Here is a 26065-nt window from a genome sequence, read left to right as displayed (position 1 = left end):
ACTTATCCACGGGCCGCCCGGGGCGGGACCGCGGGACACCCAATCGGAGCGTCCGAAGACGGATATACACCTCTCGCTGACAGATTTCAATATCTGTCAGTCAATGATCCGTAACTGACAGTTAATTTTTGGACCCATCGGCCGATCCGAGCCTCCCGAGTGGGTAGCCTACGGGAATCCCCCGCTCCCCAGCCAGACCGTTTGTTTCACCCTCCCCGCTCTGCTAAATCACGGCGTAAAAAGCATTTTGGCCGGAACCGCCCCCTTCGGGTGCCCTGCCCACCTCCTTGGAGCCGTCAGATGATCCCCCGCTATAGCCGCCCGGAAATGGCCTCGATCTGGGAGCCGCAGACCCGGTTCAAGATCTGGTTCGAGATCGAGGCGCATGCGGCGGACGCGCTGGCCGAACTCGGGACGATCCCGAAAGAGGCCGCCAAGACGGTCTGGGCGAAAGCCAAAAATGCCACCTTCGACGTCGCCCGCATCGACGAGATCGAGCGCGAGACCAAGCACGACGTCATCGCCTTCTTGACCCACCTTGCCGAGATCGTCGGCCCCGAGGCGCGCTTCGTGCACCAGGGCATGACCTCCTCCGACGTGCTCGACACCTGCCTCAACGTCCAGCTCACCCGCGCCGCTGACCTCTTGCTCGCCGACCTCGACAAGGTGCTGGCGGCGCTGAAGAAGCGCGCTTTCGAGCACAAGATGACGCCGACCATCGGCCGCAGCCACGGCATCCATGCCGAGCCCGTGACCTTCGGCCTCAAGCTCGCTTATGCCTATGCCGAATTCTCACGCGCCAAGGAGCGCCTGGTCGCAGCGCGGAAAGAGGTCGCGACCTGCGCCATCTCCGGCGCCGTCGGCACCTTCGCCCAGATCGATCCGCGCGTCGAAGAGCACGTCGCCAAGGCCATGGGCCTCGTGCCCGAGCCGATCTCGACCCAGGTGATCCCGCGCGACCGCCACGCGATGTATTTTTCGACCCTTGGCGTGATCGCCTCCTCGGTCGAGCGCATCGCGGTGGAGATCCGCCACATGCAGCGCACCGAGGTGCTGGAAGCGGAAGAGTTCTTCTCGGAAGGGCAGAAGGGTTCCTCCGCGATGCCGCACAAGCGCAACCCGGTGCTGTCGGAGAACCTCACCGGCCTCTCCCGCATGGTCCGCGCCTATGTGACGCCGGCGCTGGAGAACGTCGTGCTCTGGCACGAGCGCGATATCTCCCACTCCTCCGCCGAGCGCATGATGGGCCCCGATGCGACCGTCACGCTCGACTTCGCGCTGGTGCGCCTCGCCGGCCTGATCGACAGGCTGCTCGTCTACCCTGCCAACATGCAGAAGAACCTCGACCGCCTCGGCGGCCTCGTGCATTCGCAGCGCGTGCTGCTAGCGCTCACGCAGAAGGGTGCAAGCCGCGAGGACGCCTACAAGCTCGTGCAGCGCAATGCCATGCCGGTCTGGCGCGGTGAAGGTGACTTCCTTCAGTTGCTGAAGAAGGACACCGAAGTGAAGAAATATCTCACCGACGCCGAGATCGAGGAGCAGTTCGACCTCGGCTATCACCTCAAGCACGTCGACACGATCTTCAAGCGCGTGTTCGGGGAGAGCTGAGAAATCCGTAGGGCGGATTAGCGCAGCGTAATCCGCCTTTCATCCCCCGCATCGCGGCGGGTTACGCTACGCTAACCCACCCTACAAACGACAACAAAAACGGATCCTCCATGCCCATCGTCAATCGCATCGCCGCCCTCTCCGACGAAATGGCCGCCTGGCGGCATGACTTCCACGAGAACCCGGAGCTGCAATACGAAGTCCACCGCACCGCCGGCATCGTCGCCGAGAAATTGCGCGCGTTCGGCTGCGACGAGGTGGTGACGGGCATCGGCCGCACCGGCGTGGTCGGCGTGATCCGCGGCCGCAAGTCGGCCTCCGGCAAGACCATCGGCTTGCGCGCCGACATGGACGCGCTGCCGATCCTGGAAGCCGCCGATGTGCCCTATGCCTCGAAGGTCCCCGGCAAGATGCACGCCTGCGGCCATGACGGCCACACTGCCATGCTCTTGGGCGCCGCCAAATATCTCGCCGAGACGCGCAATTTCGACGGCACAGCAATCATGATCTTCCAGCCCGCCGAGGAAGGCGGTGGCGGCGGCAAGGCGATGGTCGACGACGGGCTGATGACGCGCTGGAAGATCGAGCAGGTCTACGGCATGCACAACATGCCAGGCCTGCCCGAGGGTCATTTCGCGACCACCCCGGGCCCGATGCTCGCCTCCTCCGACAACGTCCAGATCACCGTCACCGGCAAGGGCGGCCACGCCGGCGCAGGCCCGCACAAATCGGTCGACAGCGTCCTGATCGGCTCGCAGATCGTGAATGCGCTACAATCGATCGTCGCCCGCAACGTCGACCCGCTCAAGTCGGCCGTCATCTCCATCACGCAATTCCACGCCGGCACCGCCTTCAACATCATCCCCGAGACCGCCGAGCTCTGCGGCACTGTTCGCACCCTCGACCCTGAAGTCCGCGATCTCGTCGAGCGCCGCATCGCGGAGGTCGCCGACAACGTGGCGCGCGCCTATGGCGGCTCGGCCGAGACCAAATACACGCGCATGTACCCGGTGACGGTGAACCATGCGCGCGAAACCGGTGTCGCCGCCGACGTCGCCCGCGACATCGTCGGCGCAGAGCGCGTCGACGACCGCATCGCACCTGCGATGGGCGCCGAGGATTTCTCGTTCATGCTGGAAGCGCGTCCCGGCGCGATGGTGCTGGTCGGCATGGGCGATAGCCCAGCATGCCATCACCCGGCCTACGTCTTCAACGACAACATCCTCGGCCACGGCGCCTCGTTCTGGGTGCGCCTGATCGAGACGACGATGCCGGCGGGATAGCGGCGGTCTCGATATCGCAGGGTGGGCAAAGCGAAGCGTGCCCACCCCACACGCTGCTCATCCCTGATATTGCAGCACGTGCATCCCGGCGTTCCAGTCGGACACAAACATCATTCCATCTGGCCGGACATAGGCGTCGCAGGTCTTGGCGGCGAGCGCGATGTTCGGACGGGGGTCGACGAGCTTCTTCGGCGCCGGCGGCACCCAGTACGCGATTTCTTTCGGCGCGAACTGGTCCCTGATATCGAACACCCTGACGCCGGCATTGTTGTAGGTCGCAAAGATCGTGTCCTCGCTCTGGAACGAGCCCGGACGGTTCTCGTGCAGATTATGCGGGCCGAAAGTGCCGTTGGTACAGAAATCGCGGTCGCGCGGGGTCGGTAGCGTTGCGATCGGCACCGGATTTTCCGGCGCCCGCACGTCGAGGACGAAGGTGTGGAACAGGCCCTTGGCGCATTGGTCCGCATTCGCCTCGTCCGCGACGATCGCGAGCTGCCGCTTCGGCAGCGGCAATGGCGTATGCGTGCCGCCGGCAAAGGGCGGCGACCAGTTGATGTGGGACAGGAGCTTTGGATTGGCGGGATCGCTGATGTCGTGGATGGTGAAGCCGCCATCGCGCCAGGCGGCATAGCCGCGATCGCCCGCCGTGATCATGTGGTGAAGCGCGAAGCGCTTGCCCTTGGGCGTCGCAGGCTCCCCGGCCGCGCGGTTCATGCCCGGCAGCCACCATTTCGAGACGATCTCCGGCTTCGTGATGGTCTTGAGATCGACCACGCACAGGATGTGGTCGGTGAACCCGTCGAAATGCGCCGACACATAGGCGTAGCGGCCGCCCGGCCACCACAGACGGTTGATGCCGAAGCCGGGCATTTCGAGGAATGCGATCTCACGCATCTCGCCCGGTTTCGAGATGTTATGGATCGAGAGGCCGGAGCGGAATTTCTTCGCCTTGGTGATGCTGTCGACCAGCGTGTTCTCGAAATAGCCGCGCATGTTGTCGTAGGACTGCATCGCGACGATATTGGCGCCGTTCGCCAGCAGCAGCGTATCTTCCGCCACCTGGAGATGGTGGGTGCGGGTATATTGTCCCGCGGTGAAGAAATTGACCGGCTTCAGCGCGCGCGGATCCGAGGCGTCCAGGATGGTCACGCCGTCGCTGAACATGTGCCCGACATAGATGTGCTGGCGGTTGAACATCACCTGCACGCTGTCGGGCCGCCCGCCGATGTCGCTGTAGGAGATGTGCTGGATGCCCTTGCCGATGCCCTCGGGCGGAATGTCGGCCTCTGACGCCCATGCCGGCCTCGACCACCCCGACAGTGCGCCCGATCCGAGCACGGCCGACAATTGCTGAAGATGGCGGCGGCGCGAGACTTCGGGCATTACGTTCCCCCATTTTTTTGGGGATGATGCTCGCTTGCGGCAGGGCATGCAAGCCTTGCGTTATCCGCTCTCGAATGGAAGCCGGCGGTTTTAGCACGCCGCTAGTTGCAGACCTCATAATTGCCGCCAGCGGCGCCATTTGGGCTGTTTCGTCCGGCAATATTCGCGCCGCCGCTCACAAGCCGACATCCTTTTGGTACAGGGCGACAGCCAGCCGGACCGCAGTATATCTGTCCGCTTGCCTCGGGCTTAGACGGCGGGGATTCAGCAGCCTTTCGGCTCGCGTCGCGCTTCCGCGAATCCTCACGGGTCGCGACCGGCTTCTTGTCCTGGACCTTCTCACACTCATTGTCGTCGCTGACGCGGTAGCCGGCGCGGCAGGTGATTTTGGTGCATTGATCACTGTCGGCTCTGAAGCCGTGATCGCAGATCAGCGGGCAGACGCGTCCCGGCCTCGCTTTCAGGGCGTCGAGCGCGTCGGTGCTCGCAAGCTTCACGTCGAACTGGGTGCCGGCGTATTTGTTGAACAACGTCAGCGAACGCTGTGCTGTCTGGCCCCACTCGCTGTCAGCCGATGCGCTCATGCAGCCGACGCGCCGCAGTTCGAGCTGCACGGACTTTGCCAAATCGCCAGGAGCCGGGCTGGATGTTGGCGTGGGCGATAACACCGCAACCTTCTTGCCCTCCACATCTGCCGCCTGCTTGTCGGCCGCCTGCCTTGCCGCAGCTTCAGCGGCCGCCTTCTCTGCCATCTGCTTCTCGGCGACGGCCTTCGCGGCCGCAGCCTCAGCTGCCTTGCGCTGCTGCTCGGCCGCGTCTGCCCTCGCCTGCTCGATCTGCTTTTGCCTCTCCGCTGCGATGCGCGCCTCTTCAGCCGCCTTCGCCGCCGCAGCCGCCTTTTCCAATTCGGCTTTCTGGGCGCGCTCGGAGGCCAGCCGCGCCTTGTCCTGCTCGGCGGCTCTCGCCTTCTGTTCGGCAGCGACGCGCGCCTCTTCTGCCGCGATCTTCTTCAGCTGCACGCGCGCCAGATTGGCGTAAAAGCCGTCGGGATACGCCTGTAGAAACGCTTCCCATCCGTCGCGATCACCCGCCTGCAAGGCCAATTCATAATCCCTGCGAACGACGTCCTGCGGATTTGGCTGCGGCGCCGTGACAACCGGTTTAGCCGGGACTAGCGCTACGTCATCGCCGCCCAGGGAGCCGTAGACATACGGCTCCTGCTTGTAGCTGGTCGCCTTCAGGACATCGTCGCGGACGAAGCCGAACGCCTTGCGCAGATCGAGGCCAGGCTTCGGCAGATGATCGGCAAGGGCCGTCGCGAACGGACTGTTCTTCATGTCGCCGTCCGAAGCGGTCGACCCCGCCTTAGCCGCAAACGCGATCATCGTGTTCGGGCTGGTCGGCTCGATCTTGGCGAGCCCGCGACCAATGGCCCGCGAGGCCACCGTGCGTTTCATGGTCTTGGCGAAGGGATTGTCGCGGCACGCGTCGAGAATGACCAGGCGAAGCTGCTTCGCCGGCTCGACCGCAAACAATGCACGATCGAGTGCGATCGCTTCGTCGAGGACGTCGCCGTCGGTTTCCAGGACGGCGTCGGTCGGAACGAGATAATTATTGCCGTCGAGCTCGATGCCGTGGCCCGCGTAATAGATCACCGCCATATCGGCATCGCGCGCCTTGGCGGCGAACTCGCGCAGCATGCGTCTCATGTCGGCGGCGTTCTGGTCGAACTTCACATCGACGGCGTCGAAGCCGGCCTTCTTGAACATGTCGCCGACCAGCGCAGCATCGTTCACAGGATTGGCCAATCGCGGCGCGCTCTTGTAAGCCGAATTGCCGATGACGAGCGCAACCCGCTTCTCGGCATGGGCCGGTCCGCAAGCCAGACAGATGGCAACAATCAACAATCCAAACAGCCGAAACGGAATCACTGCGTCCCCCCGGGTGCAATTCCACAACACTATTCCCACTATTACCGATTGCCAATTCTTCCTGTGTGATATCAGTCACACAAAGAGTCCGTACCCAAACTTATGGATAATGCGGCTTGAGCCCGTTCGGGTTCTCTAAGCCTGCACCACCTCGTGCCGCATCACGAACGGTGCGAGCAGCGTATGTACCTCGCCGACGATCACCTCGCGCTGGTCATCCGCAAGCCTGCGAGCGTGACGATTGCTATCGAGCCGTGGCTGCCATGGGCGCCGACCTTGACCTTGCAGTCGACGCCGCGCTCGACGAGCGGCGTCAGCACTTTTGTGAACACGCGTTGCGCCGCGTCCCAGCGCAGCTGCGGCTTGAACACCTTGCCGACGCCGGTCACCGGCATCGGATCGACCGCGATGATCTGCACCGGCACCGCGGCGCGTTCTGGCGTGCGCTCGCGTACCCAGGCTTCCAGCTCGCCTGGCTCGACTTTTGCGCCCGGCTTCAATTGCACATATCCAACCGGCAGCTCGCCGGCATAGGCGTCGGGCTGGCCGACCACCGCGGCAAAGCCGACGGCGGGATGGCGGAACATGATCTCCTCGATCGGCGCCGGATCGATGTTGTGGCCGCCGCGGATGACAAGATCCTTGGCGCGGCCGGTGATCCAGAGATAGCCGTCGGCATCGAGCCGTCCAAGATCGCCGGAATTGACCCAGACCTCGTCAACGAAGGCGCCCTTGTTGTGCTCGTCATTGAGATAGCCACCGAACACGCCTGGCCCGGCCATGATGACGACGCCGATCTCGTCGGGCTTGCAGTCGCGGATCAGGTGCCCATCGGTATCGAGCTGCACGATGCGCACGCGCGCGTAGGGCATGGGAAGGCCGACCGAGCCGAGCCGGATCGGCCGTGAGGGAAAAGCGAGCGTGTGCACGCTCGAGGTCTCGGTCATGCCATAGACCTCGACCACCGGCAGCTTGAGCTTGTCCTGGATCGCGGAGCCGACCGCGACCGGGATCGCAGAGCCACCGCCCGCTGCATATTTCAGGCTGGAAATGTCGGCATTGCCCGGCGGCACCGCCAGTGTCGCGGCCAGCACCGTCGGCACGCTCGACAGCGCCTCCGGCTTGAAGCGTTCGACGAGCCGCCAGATGTTCTTCACTGAATTCGGATTGCGCCACCCGCTCGGCGACAGCACGACCAGCGAGCCGCCGCTCGACAGCGTCAACAGCACCTGCGTCAGCGATCCGCCGACGTGAAACAACGGCATGCCGAACAGCATGTTGGCGCCGGGCTTCGACCTCAGCAGCAGATTGAGCGCCCAGGCCTGGTAGACCTGGTTGGCATGGGTATGCCGCACCAGTTTTGGAGTCCCGGTGGTGCCGCCGGTGTGGAAATAGGCGGCGATGTCGCGGCCTGCAATCCTGCGCCCGCTGATAAGCCGGTCCGACGGCTGCTGCTTGATGAGATCGTTGAACGAAAAGATTCCCTTCGCGGGATCGCCACCGCCGAACACCTGCACGATCGCCTTGAGATGTGTCAGCTGTGGGCGGATCTGCTCGACCTTCTGCCAGATGTCGGTGCCCGGCATCGGCCCGAGTGCGACCAGGACCTTTGTCTTCGCGGCTTCCAGAATCTCCGCGATCTGGTGCGGCTCCAGCAGCGGATTGACTGGATTGGCAACGCCGGCGGCTTCCGCGCCGAACAACGTCACGAAGGCATCCGGCAGCAGCGGCAGCATGAAGCTGATCACATCGCCCTTCTCAACGCCGAGCGCGTGAAACATGTTGGCGGCCTGCGTCACGCGCGCGATGAAGTCGCGATAGGTGACGACGACGGGCGTGTCGGCCGGATCGGCGTTTTGCAGGAACTGGATCGCCGCGCCGTCGGGGTTGCGCGCAGCACCAAGCCTGATGGCGTCATAGGTGCTTTCGGCCGCGACGCGGTCGGCATACGGGACCTGCTCGAAGGCCCGGACCTCCGCGTCCGTCAAAAAGTCCGGATAGTCGTTGCCGATGAGCCGATCGAGCGCGTGGATGCCCGCCATGGATTCCGTCCTCCCTCAGATGCATTCCCCACCCCCTGTCTTTTGACATTTTGGTCGGCGAGGTCTCGACCGATAGGTGGTCGAGTGCGGACAGAATGATGGATGATTTGGCGTTCGTCCATGGCTTAACGGTTACGGTCGTAGCGCTCGCGTTCGAGGCCCTTGAACCTCGCCGCCCGATCCGGGGACCAAGAACTGGCGGCCAGCGGCCTGCCGCAAGACGCGAGGACATCATGACCACGCACCTCACCCGGCTGATCGCCGCCCTCGTCATTGGATCGGCGATCGCCTTGCCGCGCACTGCCGCCGCCGACGACTCGCCGGTCGACACGATGCGCGCGAAGCTCGCGAGCTTCGTCACGAACATGATGGAGAAGCAGGGCGGCTCGCGCGTCGTCTACAAGGTCGACGCTGAGGTCCTGCGCGAGGCGCTCGTCACGGACTTGCGCGACGACGTCTACAAGACTGTCAAGGACAGCCGCATCGCCTTCTCCGGCCTCGCCGTCCGCGACGGCGGTGTCGAGGTCAAGGTCGCGGACGCAAAGAACCGCGACCAGCTCGTGCGCAAGCTCACGACGGACGCCGCGCCCGCGCGTTCGCTCGCCGTGTCGGATGGCGGCGATGGCCTGCTCAGGCTGGCGCCGACGGATGCCACCTTCGCCGGCCGGCTGCATGATCTGGTCGAGGACTCCATCGCCATGATCGAGCAGCGCCTGAAGGACAACGGCGTCAAGCTTGCCAGCGTGCAGCCGGACGGGGCCGACCGCATTCGCATCTTCCTGCCGGGCGTCATGGAGCCCGAGCGCGTCACCGCGGTCTTTGCCAAGAAGGTGCGGGTCAGCTTCCGTTCGGTCGACCTCTCGATGCCGGCGGAACAGGCCGAGCTCGGCACGCCGCCTGCGGGTTCCGAGGTCTTGTTCGGCTTCAAGGACAAGCACGCCTATCTGGTTGCGAAGGACAGCGCGCTCGAGGGCGACGACATCATTTATGCCGCCCCTGGCTTTGCGACCGGCACCAAGGATCCGATCGCCTCGTTCCGCTTCAACGGGCGTGGCGCACGGCGTTTCGCCCACGTGACCGAAGAGAACGTCGGAAAGCCCTTCGCCATCGTGCTCGACGACAAGGTGGTCTCCGCCCCCGTGATCCGCGAGCCCATTACCGGCGGCTCGGGCCAGATTTCGGGCAATTTCACCCTGGAGGAGGCCAACAGCGTCGCCATGCTGCTCCGCGCCGGCTCCCTGCCCGGTCATCTGGGCCTCGTCGAGCAGCAGGTCATCCAGCCTGCCGCCAAGCCGTAGGGCAGAGAGCCGAAGATCCCTTTTTGCGCTGGCGCCCTCGCCCGGGCGGTAAAGTCCGCGCGCGGCGCGGGTGCCCGAATCGGGGGCTGAAATCACACGCGCAACCAACGGGCAATTGCCGAAACGCCCGTTCGGGCTAAAATTTGCCTCTTGCGGCGGGACGACCGAAAATTCCATTCAAGCGGTCGTCATTCGATTTCGGCTATACGTACCCAAAAGACCGACCAGGACTGAAAGCCTTACGCGGGGACTAGACCATGCCGTCCGGCAGCGCAGACATTTCCTCGATCCTCGACCGCATTCTCGACGCGGCAACGGACAACCTCAGGATCGCGAAGATCCTGGTCCAGATGGGCCTCGATCCCAACAACGTCACCTACGACGCGATCTTTAATCGTCTGCTGGAGATCGTGCTCCACAACATCACGCTGGCCAACATGTTCGCCACGGTCGGTGCCGGTTTCTTCGTCGCCACCCTCCTGATGCGGACAATGGTGCCGCTGCGCGTCGCCAACATGATCGGCTGCGCCTTCTTCGCCATTTTCGGTGCGCTCTCCGCCAACGTCTCGACGTTCGTCCTGTATCTGCTGCTGCTGCCGATCAACGCCATCCGCCTGCGGCAGATGCTCAAGCTCGTCAAGAAGGCGCGCCACGCGGCCGAAGGCGACATGTCGATCGAATGGCTCAAGCCGTTCATGACCGAGCGCAAATATCGTCGAGGCGACACGCTCTTCAAACTGGGCGATCCGGCCAAGGAGATGCTCCTCACGGTCACCGGCAAGTTCCTGGTCAAGGAGATCAACGTCGAGATTCAGCCCGGAGCCCTCATGGGCGAGCTCGGCTTCCTGACGCCGGACAACCGGCGAACCGGAACGATCGAATGCATCGAAGACGGACAGGTGCTGACCATCACCTATGACCGGCTGCTCGAGATCTACTTCCAGGATCCGCAGTTCGGCTATTATTTCCTGGTCCTGACCAGCCAGCGCCTCCTGCAAAACATCGATCGCTTGCAGAAGCAGCTGGCCACGGCGCGGGCGGCCACCACCAACAGGATCGCGTAAACTTGGGCGGCCGAATGCGCTTCGGCCGCCCGCTCCAATCGTTGTCGTGATCAGGCGTTGGTGCCGCCGTCGACCGTGAGGTTCGCGCCTGTGATGTAGGACGCCTCGGGGCTGGCGACGAAAGCGACCAATGCCGCCACCTCCTCCACCTTGCCGTAGCGGTTGAGCGCCGTGGCCGCCTTCTGCGGGGTCGCCCAGTCGCCGGAGGCCGGATTGAGATCAGTGTCGATCGGGCCCGGCTGCACGTTGTTGACGGTGATGCCGCGATCGCCGACCTCGCGCGACAGGCCTTGCGTGAACATCCGGATCGCGGCTTTGGTCGCCGAGTAAGGCACCAATCCCGGCGTCATCATGCGTTCGCCGACGCATGAGCCGATCGAGATGATCCGGCCGTTGTCGTTCATCTGCTTCAGTGCGGCTTGCGTGGCAATGAACACGCCGCGGATGTTGAGGTTGATCACCTGGTCGAGCTCTTCGAGCGTGGTTTCCTCAAACTTCTTGGGGATCGCGGTGCCCGCATTGTTCACGAGCACGTCGAGCTTGCCGAGCACGCTGACGGTCTTGTCGACCGCGGCCTGCACGGCCTTGGGATCGGTCGCATCGGCCTGGATCGCGATCGCCTTGCCGCCGGCGCCTTCGATCGCCTTCACGACGGCGGCCGCAGCCTCCGCGCCTCTGCTGTAAGTGATGGCGACTTTGGCGCCGTCGGCGGCCAGCCGCTTGGCGATGGCGGCGCCGATTCCGCGCGAGCCGCCGGTGACAAATGCAGTTCTGCCTTCGAGTTTCTTTGACATGATCAAGTTCCTTGGTGGAGGTTGGGAGAGAGCGGCGGCCGGCTCAGAGCTTCGAGCCGCCGTCGACGTGGATGGTGTCGCCGGTGATCCAGCGCGCGTCGGGAGAAGCGAGGAAAGCAACGGCATCGGCGATGTCGTCGGGCTCGGCGATCCGCTTCAGGGTCTGCATGCCGAGCGTGTAGTCGCGGCCTGCATCGGTCTTGGCGAAGGACGACATCTCGGTCGCCACCACGCCGGGCGCCACCGCGTTGACGCGCACGCCGCGTGCGCCGAGCGCCGCCGCAAAATGCTTCACCAGCGTGTCGATCGCGCCCTTGGTGGCGGCATAGGCCGGCAGCGTGCCCACCACTGCGTGAGCTGCGAGCGAGGAAACCAGCACGACGCTGCTGCCCTCGTGCAGGATCGGCAGCAATTGCTGCACCAGGAAGAACGGTGCGCGGACATTGACGGCGAACAGCCGGTCGAAATCCGCAACCGTCGTCTCCTCGATCACGGCCGCCTTCGAGACGCCGGCGTTGGCGACGAGGATATCAAGCCGGTCGCCGACGATGCTGCGCACCTGCCGCGCCAGCTGATGCGGCCCGTCCGGCGCGCTGAGATCGGCCCCGACGGCATCGGCACGCCCGCCGTTCTTGCGAATCTCGGCGACGACAGCCTCCGCTTCCTTGGCCGCCTGGCCGTAATGTACCAGCACCTGCGCACCGCGCCGGCCGAGCGCCAGCGCCGAGGCGCGGCCGATGCCGCGCGAAGCGCCTGTGACAAGAGCGGTCTTTCCCTTGAGGTCGGTCATGGTCAATTCTCCTTCGCCGGACGCAACAGCCTCATTCCCTGCCAATCAGGTATGGTGTGGATGCCGCGTCCTCGTTGGAGAGCTATTTGGTGCAGGCTGGCGGCTTTGAAAAAGACTTTGTAGGCTGCGGGACATACCTGTGAGGCATGCCCCATGGAACTCCGTCATCTCCGCTATTTCATCGCCGTCGCCGAGGAAGGCAGCCTCACGGTCGCCGCCGAGAAGCGGCTGCACACCGCGCAGCCCTCACTCAGCCGCCAGATCCGCGATCTCGAATACGAGGTCGGCGTGCCGCTGCTGGCGCGCAGTGTGCACGGCGTCGCGCTGACCACGGCGGGAAAAGCCTTCCTCGATCATGCGCGCCTGGCGCTGACGCAGGCAGATGCGGCGATCGAGGCTGCGCGGCGCGCCGGCCGCCCCGAGAAGTCACGCTTCGCGCTCGGCTTCCTCACGGGACAGGAAATCGACTGGCTGCCGGAGGCCATGCGCGTGTTGCGGGACGAGCTACCGACCATCGACGTGAGTGTGACCAGCGACTTTTCGCCGGTGTTGGCGGAGAGCCTGACGCGCGGCAGTCTCGACCTCGCCTTCATGCGGCGCGAGGGCGGCGGCACCGATCTCATCTACAAGACGGTGATCGAAGAGGCGCTGGTTGTCGTGCTCCCAAGCGATCACCGCTTTGCCAAGCTCGATCGCATCGAGCTCCCCAGGCTGGAGGGAACGCCCTTCATCAACGTATCGGATACAGCGCCCGAACTTCGCAAGGTGATCGACAGCTATATCCGCGCGAGCGGCCTGCCGATCGCAGCGGCGCACGAGGCCGACAACATCGCCATGGCGGTGTCGATGGTGGCCTCCACACGCGGCTTTGCTCTGATCCCGGGCTACATCAAAAACTTTCTGCCCTGGTCCGTCGTCAGCCGGCCCCTCAAGGGCAAGGCGCCGACGATCGATCTCGTCGTCGGCTACCACAAGGACAATGCCTCGCCGATCCTTGCAAAGTTCATCTCCAGACTCGGTGACCTGATCGAGCGCGCGAGCAAGCACCTGCCGCGTTAAACGCTGACGGCTCAGCTCAACAGCAGCGCCATGCCCGGATCGCCTTTCTCCATCGCGCGCCGGTAGGCGGGACGCGCACCGATGCGGCCGAGATAGCCGACCACATTCGGGCAACGCGAAAGGTCATAGGGCTGGAAATAGCGCATCGTGGTGAGTGAAAAGCCGATCATGATGTCGGCAGTGGTGAACGCGTGTCCTGCGAGATATTCGGCATCTCGCACGCGCGCGTCCACCAGATCGAAGACGCGGTCGACGCGCGCTTTGGTCGCAAGCAGCATCGGATTGTCGTCGGCGAGCTTGAGCCGGTTCAGCATCATCAGCCGGCCCATCCCGGCTTGCAGCGTGCCGTTGGCGAAATGAAACCAGTACAAGAACTGCGCGAATTCGCGTTCGTCGGCACGGATCACGAGGCGGCCGTTGCCGTGTTTTGCGATGATGTAGTCGACGATGGCGCCGGATTCGGCCAGCACCAGGTCGCGGTCGGTGATGACCGGCGCCGCCCCAATCGGATGCAGCGCCTTGTAGTCGGGCGGCGCCAGCATGGTCCTGGAATCGCGTGTGTAGTGTTTCAGCTCGTAGGGGATTTCCAGCTCCTCGCAGAGCCAGACGATGCGTTCGGACTGCGATTTGCCGAGATGGTGGACGGTGAGCATGGGCGACTCCTTGGCAGATGACGCGAGCGAATACGCCGCGTGTGTCTGTCGCGACGCCGCATCATACTCCGTCATTGCGAGCGTAGCGAAGCAATCCAGAGTCTTTCCGCGGTGGCAGTCTGGATTGCTTCGCTTCGCTCGCAACGACGATGTGGAGCGAGTGTGCTCCCCTACCCAGCCTCGTCCGTCACCATGCGCGCCACGACCCGGTCGCGGCGGATGAAGTGGTGCCATAGCGCCGCGATCACGTGAACCGCGATCAGGGCGAGCAGCACATAGGCAAAGAAGATGTGGCGGTCCTCATAGGCGTCCGCCGCCGCCTTGTCCGGAGAGGTGAATTGCGGCACGTGAAACAGGCCGAAGAAGTCCGAGTAATGGGTCGAGCGCGCGCCGGAATGCGCCCAGCCCAGCATCGCGACCAGGATGACGACGAGATAGAGCGCGCCGTGGCTGACATGGGCCGCGATCTTCTGCCAGCGCGAGGTCTCGGCCGGCAGCGCCGGCGTCGGGTTGACCGCGCGCCAGACGATCCGCAGCACCGTGAGCAGCAGGATCAGATAGCCGATGTCGGCATGGATCGAGCGATAGAAGAACTTGTCGGCGCGCGCCGGGATGTGGTTCATCCACCAGCCGAAGGCGATCATGCCGACGATCGCCAGCGCCAAAACCCAGTGCAGCCAGCGGGCGACGCTGCCCCAGCCGGTCGTTGTATTTCTGATCATATCCGCTCCCCGAAAATGTGCGGATGTCCCCAACCGCAGCGCAGCAGGACTGCTGATAGCGGGAACATGCGGCAATCGCGAAATGGAATAGTTCCAAATCGATCTCGCGGGCCGGTCGCCGCAAAACGGCCCAAAAAACCGAATGGTAACCATGTCATGATAGGGTGACGGCGTGACTTATTCCCCGACGATCCTGGTGTTCGATTCTGGCCTTGGCGGGCTCACGGTACTGCGTGAGGTCGTGGCCGCGCGCCCGGACGCGCATTACGTCTACGTCGCCGACGACGCCTTCTTCCCCTATGGCCACCACAGCGAGGACGAGATTATCGCCCGCGTCGTGCCGCTGATGGGAGAGTTGATCGGCACACACGATCCCGGCCTCGTCGTCATCGCTTGCAACACCGCCTCCACCCTGGTGATGTCGCACCTGCGCGCCGCCTATTCCGTGCCCTTCGTCGGTACGGTGCCGGCAATCAAGCCGGCCTGCGCTCGGTCGAAGACCCGCCGCGTCTCGGTGCTCGGCACCAAGGGCACGGTGAAGCGCGAATACACCCACGCCCTGATCCGCGACTTCGCGCAAGGTTGCGAAGTGACGCTGGTCGGCTCGCCCGAGCTCGCTTCGCTTGCCGAGGCCGCGCTCAGCGGCCATCCGATCAGTGACGGCGACATCCTCGCCGAGCTCACGCCCTGCTTCGTCGGCGACGCCGCGGACGCGACGTCGCGCACCGATACGGTGGTGCTCGCCTGCACGCATTATCCGCTGCTGCTCGACCGGCTGGAGCGGCTGGCGCCCTGGCCGGTCGACTGGATCGATCCGGCGCCTGCGATCGCTCGCCGCGTCTCGGACCTTCTCGGCCCGCTCGCCGGCGACATCGTGCAATCCGGTGCCGAGATGATTTTTACCTCGAACCGCGCGCATGGCCTCAGCGCCACCCTGACGCCGTTCTTCGGCGGCCGGGCAGTCGCCTGACTTTTCGCCTTCACGGCGCGCTGCTAGGCTCCGCTGCCGTCCTCTCCCGCAAGGTCATCCCATGTCGGTCGCCTCGACACCGCTGAACCGTCTTCGCCAGCTCTGGCGCGAAGGCCGCCCCGCCTTCGGCGCGATCGCGACCATCCCGAGTGTGCAGACCGTGCAGATCATGGCGCGCTCGCTCGACTGGATCATCGTCGATCTCGAGCACGGGCCGATCGGGCTCTCCGAAGCGCATGCGATGATCGTGGCCACGACGGGCACATCATGCACGCCGCTGGTGCGGATCGCGGCGAACGAACCGTGGCTTGCGAAAGCGCCGATGGATATCGGCGCCTTCGGCATCAACTTTCCGATGATCACCACGCCCGCTGAAGCGGAGAAAGCGGTGCGCAGCGTGCGCTACCCGCCGCGCGGCGACCGGCTCTGGGGTCCGTTCCATGCTCCGTTCCGCTGGGGCCAGTCGATGCCGGATTACATGGCGGCCGCAGACGACGAGATGATCTGCATGATCACCATCGAGCATGTTGATGCCGTCAATCGCATCGACGAGATCATGGCGACACCGGGCATCGATGTCGCCGTGATCGGACCCGGCGATCTCGCCACCTCCATCAACAAGCGCGGCCAGATGGACGATCCGGAATTGCTGGAGCTGATTGCGCGCGCCGAGGCCGGCATTCTCAAAAGCGGCGTGCCGATCGGCGGCGTGGCCCGCACCGCCGACCAGGCCAACGCTCTGATCGACCGCGGCTACCGCGCGATCGCGCTCGGCTTCGACTGGTCGCTGTTCCAGCGTGGCATCATGGCGGCCTTCGACGGGATCAAGCGCTGAGCTGCCGGCCTTGCCCGGAACGGCTGGCCTGCTAGGGTCCGGCTCCAGGGAGGACAACAATGATGCTTAAAAGACCTTGCTGGCGCGCAAAGGCCCTAAGTCTCTGAAAGATATTGATATTCTTATTTTCATCAAGACCAAGCCGCTGGCTTCGCCAGCGCCCTGAAACGGCGAACCGACCGGCCCCAACCGGGTTGGTTCGTGCTAGAGCACGCGGCGAGCGGACCCAGCTCGCCGCCCGACATTTTCAGTCCCGCCGGAACCGGAGAACGATGCGCGGTCAACCCAAGAACATTTCGCTGCCGCGCCGCCTGATTATCGACCTCATGCGCGCCTCGATGGGCGTGCCCTTCGTGTCGCTTTCCCGTTCGCTCGATATCCGTCCCCTGCTCGAGACCCGCGCGGGCGCGATGGCGCCTGCCGGCTGGGCAGCGATGTTCGTCAAGGCCTTCGCCCTGATCGCCAGGGACGAGCCGATCCTGCGCACCGTCTATGCCAAATGGCCCTGGCCGACGCTGTATGAGCTGCCCAATAGCGTGGCGTCAGTGGCGATCGCCCGGGTCGAGGACGGCGAGGAATGCGTGATGCCGCAGCGGATCGCGGCCCCCGAGGCCATGACACTGGCTGCGGTCGATGCCGAGATCCGACGCGCCAAGACGGCCGCGGTCGAAGACGTTCCCATGTTCCGCAAGGTTATGCGGGCAACCCGCCTCCCGCTGCCGTTGCGGCGGCTATGCTGGGCAGTCGGGCTGAATTTTGGCCGCCAGCGCGGCAACTGGTTCGGCAGCTTCGCGGTGAGCTCGGTGGCCGCCTATGGCGGCGGTGAGCTCCATCCGATCACGCCGGGTCCATTCATCGTCAGCTACGGGGTGGTCGAGCCCGACCAGACCATCCATGTCGTGATCCGCTGGGACCATCGGGTCACTGACGCTGCCCCCATCGCCCGGGTCCTGACCCGGCTGGAACAGGTCCTGAACACTGAAATCGCTGCCGAATTACGGACGGCCGGGGCGAAGCCGATCCGGGCCGTCGGAACCTGATTTCGCGGCCATTCGCATTGACAGAGCGGCCCAAACTCCCCTAAAAGCCGCCTGCTCGCGGGCCGATTTCGGCCCGCGAAGCGTTTCGCGACCCGTGGTCCACTCCCTTAAGCTTTGGGGATCGGACCTGTCGGTGCCGGGATCATCCCGTCACACAGGAGGGCGCGTTTCCTCAAACCATGCAACCGAAGAGGACGCGATGACTAAGCGCAGTGAGGCGAAGTACAAGATCGATCGCCGTATGGGCCAGAACATCTGGGGCCGCCCGAAGAGCCCCGTGAACCGCCGGGAATACGGCCCCGGCCAGCACGGCCAGCGCCGCAAGGGCAAGCTCTCCGACTTCGGCGTGCAGCTGCGCGCCAAGCAGAAGCTGAAGGGCTACTACGCCAACATCAGCGAGCGCCAGTTCCACGGCATCTATGTCGAGGCGAGCCGCCTCAAGGGTGACACCGGCGAGAACCTGATCGGCCTGCTGGAGCGTCGTCTCGACGCGGTCGTGTACCGCGCCAAGTTCGTTTCCACGATTTTCGCCGCCCGCCAGTTCATCAACCACGGCCACATCAAGGTGAACGGCCGCAAGGTCAACATCTCGAGCTACCAGCTCAAGGTCGGCGACGTGATCGAAGTCAAGGAAGCCTCCAAGCAACTCGCACATGTCCTCGAGGCGAGCCAGCTTCCCGAGCGCGACATTCCCGACTATCTCGAAGTCGACCACGGCAAGATGACCGCGAAGTATGCGCGCATTCCCGGCCTCACCGACGTGCCGTTCCCGGTGCAGATGGAGCCGCACCTGGTCGTCGAATTCTATTCGCGCTGATAGTTCGGCAGATCAAGAATCAAAGGCCCCGGTTTCCGGGGCCTTTTTTGTTTGAGCCGGCCATTCCCATGTCTCGGCCCATCTGTGCTAAGATCGCACATTGCGGAGTTGAGCATGACTCGTCTTCTGGAAGAGGCTTTCAGTAAGATTTCGGGCCTGCCCGATTCGGAGCAGGACGAATTGGCTCGGACCCTGCTTGAGCTTGCCGGGGTCGATCAGCCACCGATCCAGCTAACGGAGGCGGAAGAGGCCGATCTCGCCGAGGCCGAAGCTGAAATCGCCCGCGGCGAGCTGGCCAGCGCCGACGAAGTCCGCGCGATGTGGGCCAAGCACGGGCTGTGAAAGTCCATTGCACGAAGCGGGCACTCGCGCAGATCGACGACGTTCTGACCTACATCGATGCGCGCTCGCCCCCAAGGAGCCAATCACGTGCGCGACCGCATTGTCGCGCTCATCGCGCTGATCCAGGATCACCCTTATGCAGGGCGGCAGACCACTCGTGCATACGTCCGTCGCTTGCCGGTCAACCCTTATCCCTATCTGATCGATTATCGTGTGACCGAGAGAAAAATCGTTATCATGCGGTTTCGCCACGCCGCTCGGCGTCCACCCAGAACTCGCTGACCGCGAGTGAATGCAATTCCCTCAGGGAGCAAGTTGATGCTCTACACCCCTCCCCCCGTCGATCCCAAGGCGCCGCCGGTGCGTATCAATCTGCTGTCGGATACGCAGACCAAGCCGACGGCCGCGATGCGCGAGGCGATGGCGCGCGCGGAAGTCGGCGACGAGCAGGTCGGCGACGATCCGACCGTGAATGCGCTGTGCGAGCGCGTCGCCGCGCTGCTCGGCAAGGAAGCGGCGGTGTACATGCCGTCAGGCACGATGTGCAACGTCACCGCGACGCTGGTGCATTGCCGGCCCGGCGACGAGATCCTTGCCCATGAGACGGCGCACATCATCGCCCGCGAAGGCGGCGCGCATGCCGCGATCGGCGGCTTCCAGGTGACGCAGCTCAAGGGCGCCGACGGCCAGTTCACGCCGGAGACCTTTCGCAAGGCGCTGCATCCGCGCACGCGCTATCAGCCGACGCAGACCGTCGTCAGCGTCGAGCAGACCGCCAATATCGGCGGCGGCACGATCTGGAAGAAGGCGGCGCTCGACGAGATCGTCGCGATCGCCAAGCAGCATGGCCTCGTCACCCACATGGACGGCGCACGCCTGCTCAATGCCACCGTCGCGAGCGGCATCTCCCCAAGCGACATGACGGCGGGATGGGACTCAGCCTGGATCGATTTCTCGAAAGGTCTCGGCGCGCCGATCGGCGGCGTACTCGCGGGCTCGCGCGCGTTCATCGATGCGGTCTGGCAATGGAAGCAGCGCCTCGGCGGCTCGATGCGGCAGGCTGGCGTCTGTGCTGCCGCCTGCCTCTATGCGCTCGACCACCACGTCGATCGCCTCGCCGACGACCATGCTAATGCCCGGGCGCTCGCGCGCGGGCTGTCGCAGATCGCAGGCATCGAGGTGCAGGAGCCCGAGACCAATCTCGTGTTCTTCAAGCCCGACGGCGCCGGCGTGCCCGGCGACAAGATGGTCGCCGCACTCCGCCAGCGCGGCGTGACACTCGCGATGATGGACGGCCGCATCCGCGCCTGCACCCATCTCGACGTCGACGCGGCCCAAGTTGAGGAAACGATCGGGTTTGTGCGCGAGATCGTGAGAGGAGCGTAGCTACCGCCCCATCGCCTGGTAGATCAGCGTCTTCAACGCGAGTTGGATCCGCCCGCGCTGCGAGGGCGTCTGCACCATGAAGATCCCGAACAGATCGTCTTCGGGATCGATGAAGAAGAAGGTGCCGCCGACGCCGTCCCAGCGATATTCGCCGAGCGGCCAGGACGTACCCGCCGGCACCGACGTGCGCACGGCAAAGCCGAGGCCGTAGCCCGAGTTGCCGCCCGGGTAAAAGTTTCCGTCGCGCACAATATGCGTTTCGGGACCGACGTGATCCGACGCCATCAAGGCGATGGTTTCCGGCTTGAGGTAGCGTCGGCCTTCGAAGGTGCCGCCGTTCAGCAGCATCTGCGAGAAGCGCGCATAGTCGCCGATGGTGCCGACCAGGCCGCCGCCACCCGACTCCCACTTCAGCGGTTTCCGGGGATCGCGGACCCGTGTCATCGGGCTGATCGCGCGGTCCTCCGGCATCGGCTCGGCGATGCGCGGCCACTTGGCGGAATCGGCGACATAGAAAGCAGTTTCCTTCATCCCGAGTGGATCGAGCAGCCGCTCCTTTTCGAACTGGAACAGCGATTTCCCCGATATCAGCTCGATGATGCGGCCGAGCACATCGGTGGAGTGGCCGTAGTCCCAGATCGTGCCGGGCTGTTCGGCGAGCGGCAGCGCGGTGATCTTCGCGACGAGCTCGGCATTGGTCGAATCCTTGTTGTCGAAAAGTCCGGCGTCGGCATAGAGCTTGTTCACCGGGCCGCCGCCATAGTAGCCGTAGGGCAGCCCGGCGGTATGGCGCATCAGGTCCTCGATCGTCACCGGACGGTTGAGCGGCTCCAGCGCCAGCGTCACCCTGCCGTCCTCGGCCTTCTTCTCGACGCCGACCTTCATGTCGGCAAAGGCCGGAATGTACTTAGCGACGGGATCCTTGAGTGCGAGCTTGCCCTCCTCGACCAGCATCATCGCCATGACTGACGTGACCGGCTTCGACATCGAATAGAGCCGGAAGATGGTATCCGCGCTCATCGATATTTCGGTCGCGACGTCGCGGACGCCGAAATTCTCGTAATAGACCGGCTTGCCGTGCTGCTGGAGCAGCAGGATCGCGCCCGGAAACTTGCCGGTCACGATCTCGTTCCTGATGTAGTCGGAGACTTTTGCAAGTCCCTCGGGCGTAAAGCTGTGCGCGCGGCCCTCGGAGCCTGCCTGTGCACCGATGGCGCCGAACAGCAGGGCGAGTGCCGCGAGCAGCGCGCGGCGCCCACACATGTCAATTCTCCATGGATTCATAGACCAGCTGCTTCAACGTCCGCTGCACACGCTGCCGTTCTGTCGGGGTCTGCTCCAGGAGGACGAAGAACATGTCCTGCTTCGGATCGATCACGAAATAGCAGCCCGAGGCGCCGTCCCATTTCAATTCGCCGAGATCGCCCGGCGGCGGCGGTTTTGCATTGCCGGGATCGGTGCGGACTGCGAGCCCGAGGCCGAAGCCGAAGCCGTCGCCGGGGAAGTAAAAATAGTCGCGATCGACGCCCGACTTCGGACCGATCTGGTCGGTCGCCATCAGCTTGAACGTCTCGGGCTTGAGGATGGTCTTGCCGTCGAGGCTGCCGCCATTGAGCAGCATCTGCGCAAAGCGCGCGTAGTCGGCCATGGTCGAGACCATGCCGCCGGAGGCCGATTGCCACTTCTTCACCACCGTCGGATCGTTGATCCGGCCGACGCGGAAATCGCTGTCGTTCGGCACGGGTTGCGCCAGCAGCTTCTGCTTCTCAGGATCGGTGACGAAGAAGCCGGTATCGACCATGCCGAGCGGGTTGAGCAGCTTCTCCTGCTCGATCTCAAGCAGCGACTTGCCGGCCGCGACTTCCATCACGCGCGCGAGGATGTCGGTGGAATGGCCGTATTGCCAGAGCGCGCCCGGCTGATTGTGCAGCGGCAATTTGGCGATGCGCTCGGCGAACTCGGCGAGATCGAAATCGCCGGCATAGATGTTGGCGGCGCGATAGGCCTGCCGAACCTGGCTGTCGCCGTAGAAGCCGTAGGTCACTCCGGACGTATGCGTCATCAGATCGTGCACCGTCATCGGCCGGTTCGGTGGCACCAGCTCGAACGACTTGGTGCCGTCGTCTGCCTTCTTCTCGACGCCGACCTTCACATTGGCGAAGGACGGGATGTATTTGGAGACGGGATCGTCGAGCTTGATCTTGCCGTCCTCGACCATTTGCATCGCGGCCACCGAGGTGATCGCCTTTGTCATCGAGAACAGGCGGAAGATAGTCTTGTCGGTGAGCGGCGCTTTGCTCACCACGTCCTGTACGCCGAACGACTCCTTATAGACCGGCTTGCCGTGCTGCTGGATCAGCACCATGGCGCCTGCGATCTTGCCGGTCGCGACCTCGTTCCTGAAGAACTCGCTGACCTTGGCGAGCTTGTCCTGGTTGAAATGCGCGCCGGCTGGGATCTCGTAGGTGCCCTCTGCCTGCGCGAGCGAGATCGCGCCGACCGACACCAGCGCGCCACCGAATAACGAGCGAAGTCCTGAATGCAACATCATATCCCCTCCCCGGAACAGGCCGGGCGGAGTGTACTGACCGCGTCATCAGGCACAAGGGCTGCCGTGCCGCGCCAAAGCGTCCGTGTGGAGAGCCGCGCTCGTCTCCGAGAAACAGCAAAATATGACTTGGGTGACGGACGGCGCAGCCGGAAGGGATTCGATAGCGGCGCCGACTGCAATTTTCGCGGCCTGGGCGGCCGGGAAACGGTACACGCCGGTCGAGATCGCGGAGAACGCCAGCGAGTTCAGCTGATTGTCCTGACAGAGCTCAAGGGCCCGGCGATAGCAGGAACGCAGCGCCTCCGCTTCGCCGCAGGTGCCGCCGTGCCACACGGGACCGACCGCGTGGATCACATGCCGGGCGGGCAGAAGGTAGCCCTTCGTGATCCTGGCATCGCCGGTCGGGCATCCCCCGAGCGTCTGACATTCGGCGAGGAGCTTGGGACCGGCAGCGTCGTGGATCGCGCCATCGACGCCGCCTCCACCAAGAAGAGACGAATTCGCAGCATTGACGACGGCGTCAACGCTCAACGTGGTGATGTCAGCAACGATGACTTCGAGCTGGACGCCGCCGATCCGGCGCGTCAGCGCGGTCATGCGTCAGGCCGCGACAGCGACGCCCTTCTCGGACAAGAGCTGCTGCAACTCGCCGGCCTGGAACATCTCACGGACGATGTCGCAGCCGCCGATGAACTCGCCCTTCACATAGAGCTGCGGGATGGTCGGCCAGTTCGAATATTCCTTGATCCCGTTGCGGAGCTCGGCGGATTCGAGGACGTTGAGGCCCTTATAGCCGACGCCGATGTGGTCGAGGATCTGGACGACCTGGCCGGAGAAACCGCACTGCGGAAATTGCGGCGTTCCCTTCATGAACAGAACCACGTCGTTCGACTTCACTTCGTTGGCGATAAATTCCGCGATGCTCATATCCGTGTCCTTCTGGGGCAGCGCCCTTAACGATCATTCCGGGCCGGCTCAGCCGATCTAACCCGATACCTGCCTATATATGTAGCCCAAACTATTGTGCATCCAAAGTAAAATGGCGGCGAACGGCTCCGCGGCAGCCGGTCCGGACGGCGCCGGCTATTGCATGATGACACGAATATCATCGCCGGGGAGGACTTTCATACCGTAACGGAGCCCCTATCTAGGACGAACCTTGGTTTTGGAACCGGGCGAAGCCAACAAACGTTCTCTTGTCCTGTCTGGAGAAAAACGTGACGAAACCAGCCTCCGCCACGGCCGCCCCCCCGCTTTCGTCACCGTCCTCCGACCCGGGCAGCCTCGCCCAGCGGCTGGAGGACGCCTATCTCGCCGTCCGTAACGAGACCGAACGCCGAGCGGCGCCCCTGTCGCCTGAGGACCAGCAGATCCAGTCCATGCCGGATGCGAGCCCGGCGAAATGGCACCGGGCGCATACTACCTGGTTCTGGGAGCAGTTCTTGCTCGGCGAGCACGCCCGTGGTTACCGGCCCTTCCACCCGGATTTCGCATTCCTGTTCAACTCCTATTACGTCAGCGCCGGCCCGCGCCATGCCCGCAATCACCGCGGCGACATCACCCGTCCGAGCGCCAACGAGGTCGGCAACTATCGCAGCTATGTCGATGCGGCCGTCGTGAAGTTCTTCCGCGAGGCCGGTGCGGACAAGCTTCGCGCGATCGCGCCGCTGGTCGAGGTCGGGCTGAACCACGAGCAGCAACATCAGGAATTGATGTTCACCGACATCCTGCACGCCTTCGCGCAGAACCCGGTCTATCCGGCCTATGATCCGGACTGGCGCTTCCCGGCCGCGACAGGCACGGGCCAGGACTGGCTGGCGCTGAACGAAGGCATCCATACCGTCGGCCATGTCGACGACAGCTTTCATTTCGACAACGAGAAGCCTGCACATCGCGCCCTTGTCGGCCCCGTCAAGATCGCGCGCAACCTCGTCACCAATCGCGAATGGCTCGCCTTCATGCGCGACGGCGGCTATCGGACCGCAACGCTGTGGCTGATGGACGGCTTTGCCGCCGCCAGCAAGGAAGACTGGCAGGCCCCTGGCCATTGGCGCGAGATCGATGGCCAATGGCATGTGATGACGCTCGCCGGCGTCAAGCCGGTCGATCCCGAGGCGCCGGTCTGCCACGTCGGCTACTATGAGGCCGACGCGTTCGCGCGCTGGGCCGGAAAGCATCTGCCGACCGAGACGGAATGGGAGGTCGCCGCCCGCGCCGGCCAGCTCAACGATGCCTTCGGCATCGTCTGGCAGTGGACCCGTTCCTCGTACTCGCCCTACCCCGGCTACCGCGCGATCGAAGGCGCGCTTGGCGAATACAACGGCAAGTTCATGGTTAACCAGCTGGTGCTGCGCGGCTCTTCAGTGGCGACACCCTCCGGTCACAGCCGTGTCACATATCGCAACTTCTTCTACCCGCACCACCGCTGGCAATTCACGGGGCTGCGGCTCGCCGACTACGAGTAATCCTTATCCGACGACAAATGCGCGCCGGACAGCGCGTTCAGGAGAGTATCATGAATGTGCACGCCAGCGCTTTGGCCGAAGCGCATCTTCCCGACGAGCAGACCACTGCCTTCGCCCGCGAGGCCATCGAGGACCTGTCGCAGCAGCCGAAAAAGCTGTCGCCGAAATATTTTTATGACGCGACGGGATCAGAGCTGTTCGAGGCCATCACGCGCCTGCCGGAGTACTATCCGACGCGCACGGAGCTATCGATCCTGAGGGAGCGCGGCAGCGAGATCGCAAAGATCATTCCGGAGCACGCCGCACTGGTCGAATTCGGCGCCGGCGCGACCACAAAGGTCCGTCTGCTGCTGAACCAGTGCAAGTTCGCGGCCTACGTGCCGGTCGACATCTCCGGCGACTTCCTGAAGGCGCAGGCCAACGGGCTCAAGCGGGATTTCCCCTCGCTTGGCATCTATCCGGTGGCCGCCGATTTCACCACGCCGTTCGAGCTGCCCAAGGCGGTCGCATCGATGCCCAAGGTCGGCTTCTTCCCCGGCTCGACCATCGGCAATTTCGAGCCGCATGAAGCGCAGGCCTTCCTGAAGAGCGCGCGCCAGATTCTGGGCGCCGGCGCGCAGATGATCATCGGCGCCGACCTCGAGAAGGAAGAGCGCCTGCTCCATGCCGCCTATAACGATGCGGCCGGCGTCACCGCCCGCTTCAACCTCAATGTGCTGGTGCGGATCAATCGCGAGCTCGGCGGCAATTTCGATCTCTCCGCCTTCACCCATCGTGCGATCTACAATCACGCGCGCCATCGCATCGAGATGCATCTGATCAGTCGGAAAAGCCAGACCGTGCGACTGCTCGGCACCAGCTTCTCGTTCCGGCCGGGCGAAAGCATTCACACCGAGAACAGCTACAAATACAGCCTCGAGCGCTTTGCAGCGCTGGCGCAAGGCGCCGGCTGGCGGGTGCGCGAGAGCTGGACCGATGCGGCCAAGATGTTCTCGGTGCATGCGCTGGAGGCGGCGGAGTCATAGCTCCGGC

Annotated in this window: 24 protein-coding genes and 1 pseudogene; 14 read left to right on the top strand and 11 right to left on the bottom strand. The window is 64.1% G+C overall.

Annotated elements, in window-relative coordinates; all coding sequences use genetic code 11:
- Positions 1 to 300: 300 nt before the first annotated feature.
- Together purB and IC761_RS13145 are read left to right on the top strand one after the other, a co-directional pair.
- Positions 301 to 1608, top strand: a complete 1308-nt coding sequence (gene purB, locus IC761_RS13150; RefSeq protein WP_195803658.1) for an adenylosuccinate lyase — start codon at positions 301 to 303, stop codon at positions 1606 to 1608.
- Between the two features lie 110 nt (positions 1609 to 1718).
- The gene (locus IC761_RS13145; protein ID WP_195803657.1) at positions 1719 to 2891 is read left to right on the top strand and encodes a M20 aminoacylase family protein; all 1173 of its coding nucleotides are present in this window, start codon (positions 1719 to 1721) and stop codon (positions 2889 to 2891) included.
- 57 nt (positions 2892 to 2948) lie between these two features.
- Here the strand turns inward: IC761_RS13145 and IC761_RS13140 are convergent, their stop codons facing one another.
- The 3 genes and pseudogenes from IC761_RS13140 to IC761_RS13130 all read right to left on the bottom strand — a co-directional run bounded on the left by IC761_RS13140 (position 2949) and on the right by IC761_RS13130 (position 8247).
- On the bottom strand, positions 2949 to 4274 hold the full coding sequence (locus tag IC761_RS13140) for an LVIVD repeat-containing protein (protein WP_195803656.1): 1326 nt from the start codon (positions 4272 to 4274) through the stop codon (positions 2949 to 2951).
- Between the two features lie 101 nt (positions 4275 to 4375).
- Positions 4376 to 6205 carry a caspase family protein gene (locus IC761_RS13135; RefSeq protein ID WP_195803655.1) on the bottom strand — a complete coding sequence of 610 codons (1830 nt, stop codon included), beginning with the start codon at positions 6203 to 6205 and terminating at the stop codon, positions 4376 to 4378.
- 135 nt (positions 6206 to 6340) lie between these two features.
- Positions 6341 to 8247: pseudogene (locus tag IC761_RS13130) on the bottom strand (acyl-CoA synthetase).
- A gap of 233 nt (positions 8248 to 8480) precedes the next feature.
- Between IC761_RS13130 and IC761_RS13125 the strand changes: the two are divergent.
- Both IC761_RS13125 and IC761_RS13120 read left to right on the top strand, forming a co-directional pair.
- On the top strand, positions 8481 to 9545 hold the full coding sequence (locus IC761_RS13125) for a SecDF P1 head subdomain-containing protein (protein WP_195803654.1): 1065 nt from the start codon (positions 8481 to 8483) through the stop codon (positions 9543 to 9545).
- Positions 9546 to 9802: 257 nt separating this feature from the next.
- Positions 9803 to 10609 (top strand): Crp/Fnr family transcriptional regulator, encoded by an 807-nt coding sequence (locus IC761_RS13120; RefSeq protein ID WP_195803653.1) that lies wholly within the window; start codon positions 9803 to 9805, stop codon positions 10607 to 10609.
- Positions 10610 to 10659: 50 nt separating this feature from the next.
- Here the strand turns inward: IC761_RS13120 and IC761_RS13115 are convergent, their stop codons facing one another.
- Positions 10660 to 11403 (bottom strand): 3-oxoacyl-ACP reductase family protein, encoded by a 744-nt coding sequence (locus IC761_RS13115; RefSeq protein WP_195803652.1) that lies wholly within the window; start codon positions 11401 to 11403, stop codon positions 10660 to 10662.
- 43 nt (positions 11404 to 11446) lie between these two features.
- Positions 11447 to 12193 (bottom strand): SDR family NAD(P)-dependent oxidoreductase, encoded by a 747-nt coding sequence (locus IC761_RS13110; RefSeq protein ID WP_195803651.1) that lies wholly within the window; start codon positions 12191 to 12193, stop codon positions 11447 to 11449.
- A gap of 153 nt (positions 12194 to 12346) precedes the next feature.
- Here IC761_RS13110 and IC761_RS13105 point away from each other — a divergent pair, with 153 nt between their 5' ends.
- The gene (locus IC761_RS13105; RefSeq protein WP_195803650.1) at positions 12347 to 13252 is read left to right on the top strand and encodes a LysR substrate-binding domain-containing protein; all 906 of its coding nucleotides are present in this window, start codon (positions 12347 to 12349) and stop codon (positions 13250 to 13252) included.
- Positions 13253 to 13263: 11 nt separating this feature from the next.
- Here IC761_RS13105 and IC761_RS13100 read toward each other — a convergent pair whose 3' ends face one another.
- Entirely contained in the window at positions 13264 to 13905 is a 642-nt protein-coding gene (locus IC761_RS13100; protein WP_195803649.1) for a glutathione S-transferase family protein, read from the bottom strand.
- 170 nt (positions 13906 to 14075) lie between these two features.
- On the bottom strand, positions 14076 to 14627 hold the full coding sequence (locus IC761_RS13095) for a cytochrome b (RefSeq protein ID WP_195803648.1): 552 nt from the start codon (positions 14625 to 14627) through the stop codon (positions 14076 to 14078).
- A gap of 172 nt (positions 14628 to 14799) precedes the next feature.
- Between IC761_RS13095 and murI the strand changes: the two genes are divergently transcribed.
- From murI to IC761_RS13060, 7 genes are all read left to right on the top strand, one after another.
- Positions 14800 to 15597, top strand: coding sequence for a glutamate racemase (murI, locus tag IC761_RS13090; RefSeq protein ID WP_195803647.1), 798 nt, complete (start codon positions 14800 to 14802; stop codon positions 15595 to 15597).
- 61 nt (positions 15598 to 15658) lie between these two features.
- Positions 15659 to 16432 carry an HpcH/HpaI aldolase family protein gene (locus IC761_RS13085; protein WP_195803646.1) on the top strand — a complete coding sequence of 258 codons (774 nt, stop codon included), beginning with the start codon at positions 15659 to 15661 and terminating at the stop codon, positions 16430 to 16432.
- A gap of 272 nt (positions 16433 to 16704) precedes the next feature.
- Positions 16705 to 17472 carry an acyltransferase gene (locus IC761_RS13080; RefSeq protein WP_195803645.1) on the top strand — a complete coding sequence of 256 codons (768 nt, stop codon included), beginning with the start codon at positions 16705 to 16707 and terminating at the stop codon, positions 17470 to 17472.
- Between the two features lie 199 nt (positions 17473 to 17671).
- On the top strand, positions 17672 to 18289 hold the full coding sequence (rpsD, locus tag IC761_RS13075) for a 30S ribosomal protein S4 (protein ID WP_195803644.1): 618 nt from the start codon (positions 17672 to 17674) through the stop codon (positions 18287 to 18289).
- Between the two features lie 114 nt (positions 18290 to 18403).
- On the top strand, positions 18404 to 18631 hold the full coding sequence (locus tag IC761_RS13070) for a hypothetical protein (protein ID WP_195803643.1): 228 nt from the start codon (positions 18404 to 18406) through the stop codon (positions 18629 to 18631).
- Between the two features lie 87 nt (positions 18632 to 18718).
- Positions 18719 to 18913 carry a type II toxin-antitoxin system RelE/ParE family toxin gene (locus IC761_RS35840; RefSeq protein ID WP_246791508.1) on the top strand — a complete coding sequence of 65 codons (195 nt, stop codon included), beginning with the start codon at positions 18719 to 18721 and terminating at the stop codon, positions 18911 to 18913.
- Between the two features lie 36 nt (positions 18914 to 18949).
- Positions 18950 to 20017: a threonine aldolase family protein gene (locus tag IC761_RS13060; protein WP_195803642.1), complete on the top strand. Its 1068-nt coding sequence runs from the start codon at positions 18950 to 18952 to the stop codon at positions 20015 to 20017.
- Here the strand turns inward: IC761_RS13060 and IC761_RS13055 are convergent, their stop codons facing one another.
- From IC761_RS13055 to grxD, 4 genes are read right to left on the bottom strand one after another with little or no spacing between them, the layout of a single operon-like run.
- Positions 20018 to 21280: a serine hydrolase domain-containing protein gene (locus IC761_RS13055; protein ID WP_195803641.1), complete on the bottom strand. Its 1263-nt coding sequence runs from the start codon at positions 21278 to 21280 to the stop codon at positions 20018 to 20020. It lies immediately after the preceding gene.
- 1 nt (position 21281) lies between these two features.
- On the bottom strand, positions 21282 to 22568 hold the full coding sequence (locus tag IC761_RS13050) for a serine hydrolase domain-containing protein (RefSeq protein ID WP_195803640.1): 1287 nt from the start codon (positions 22566 to 22568) through the stop codon (positions 21282 to 21284).
- A 45-nt stretch (positions 22569 to 22613) separates the two neighbouring features.
- Positions 22614 to 23165, bottom strand: a complete 552-nt coding sequence (locus IC761_RS13045) for an O-acetyl-ADP-ribose deacetylase (RefSeq protein WP_195803639.1) — start codon at positions 23163 to 23165, stop codon at positions 22614 to 22616.
- Between the two features lie 3 nt (positions 23166 to 23168).
- Positions 23169 to 23495 carry a Grx4 family monothiol glutaredoxin gene (grxD, locus tag IC761_RS13040; RefSeq protein ID WP_195803638.1) on the bottom strand — a complete coding sequence of 109 codons (327 nt, stop codon included), beginning with the start codon at positions 23493 to 23495 and terminating at the stop codon, positions 23169 to 23171.
- Positions 23496 to 23785: 290 nt separating this feature from the next.
- Here grxD and egtB point away from each other — a divergent pair, with 290 nt between their 5' ends.
- Together egtB and egtD are read left to right on the top strand one after the other, a co-directional pair.
- Positions 23786 to 25033 carry an ergothioneine biosynthesis protein EgtB gene (gene egtB, locus IC761_RS13035; RefSeq protein ID WP_195803637.1) on the top strand — a complete coding sequence of 416 codons (1248 nt, stop codon included), beginning with the start codon at positions 23786 to 23788 and terminating at the stop codon, positions 25031 to 25033.
- A gap of 50 nt (positions 25034 to 25083) precedes the next feature.
- Positions 25084 to 26058, top strand: coding sequence for an L-histidine N(alpha)-methyltransferase (gene egtD, locus IC761_RS13030; protein ID WP_195803636.1), 975 nt, complete (start codon positions 25084 to 25086; stop codon positions 26056 to 26058).
- The last annotated feature ends 7 nt before the right edge of the window (positions 26059 to 26065 follow it).

The sequence above is a fragment of the Bradyrhizobium commune genome (assembly GCF_015624505.1).
GTDB classification, from domain to species: domain Bacteria; phylum Pseudomonadota; class Alphaproteobacteria; order Rhizobiales; family Xanthobacteraceae; genus Bradyrhizobium; species Bradyrhizobium commune.
The sequence above is the reverse complement of the archived record's forward strand: the minus strand, read 5'-3'. Positions and strand labels throughout refer to the sequence as shown.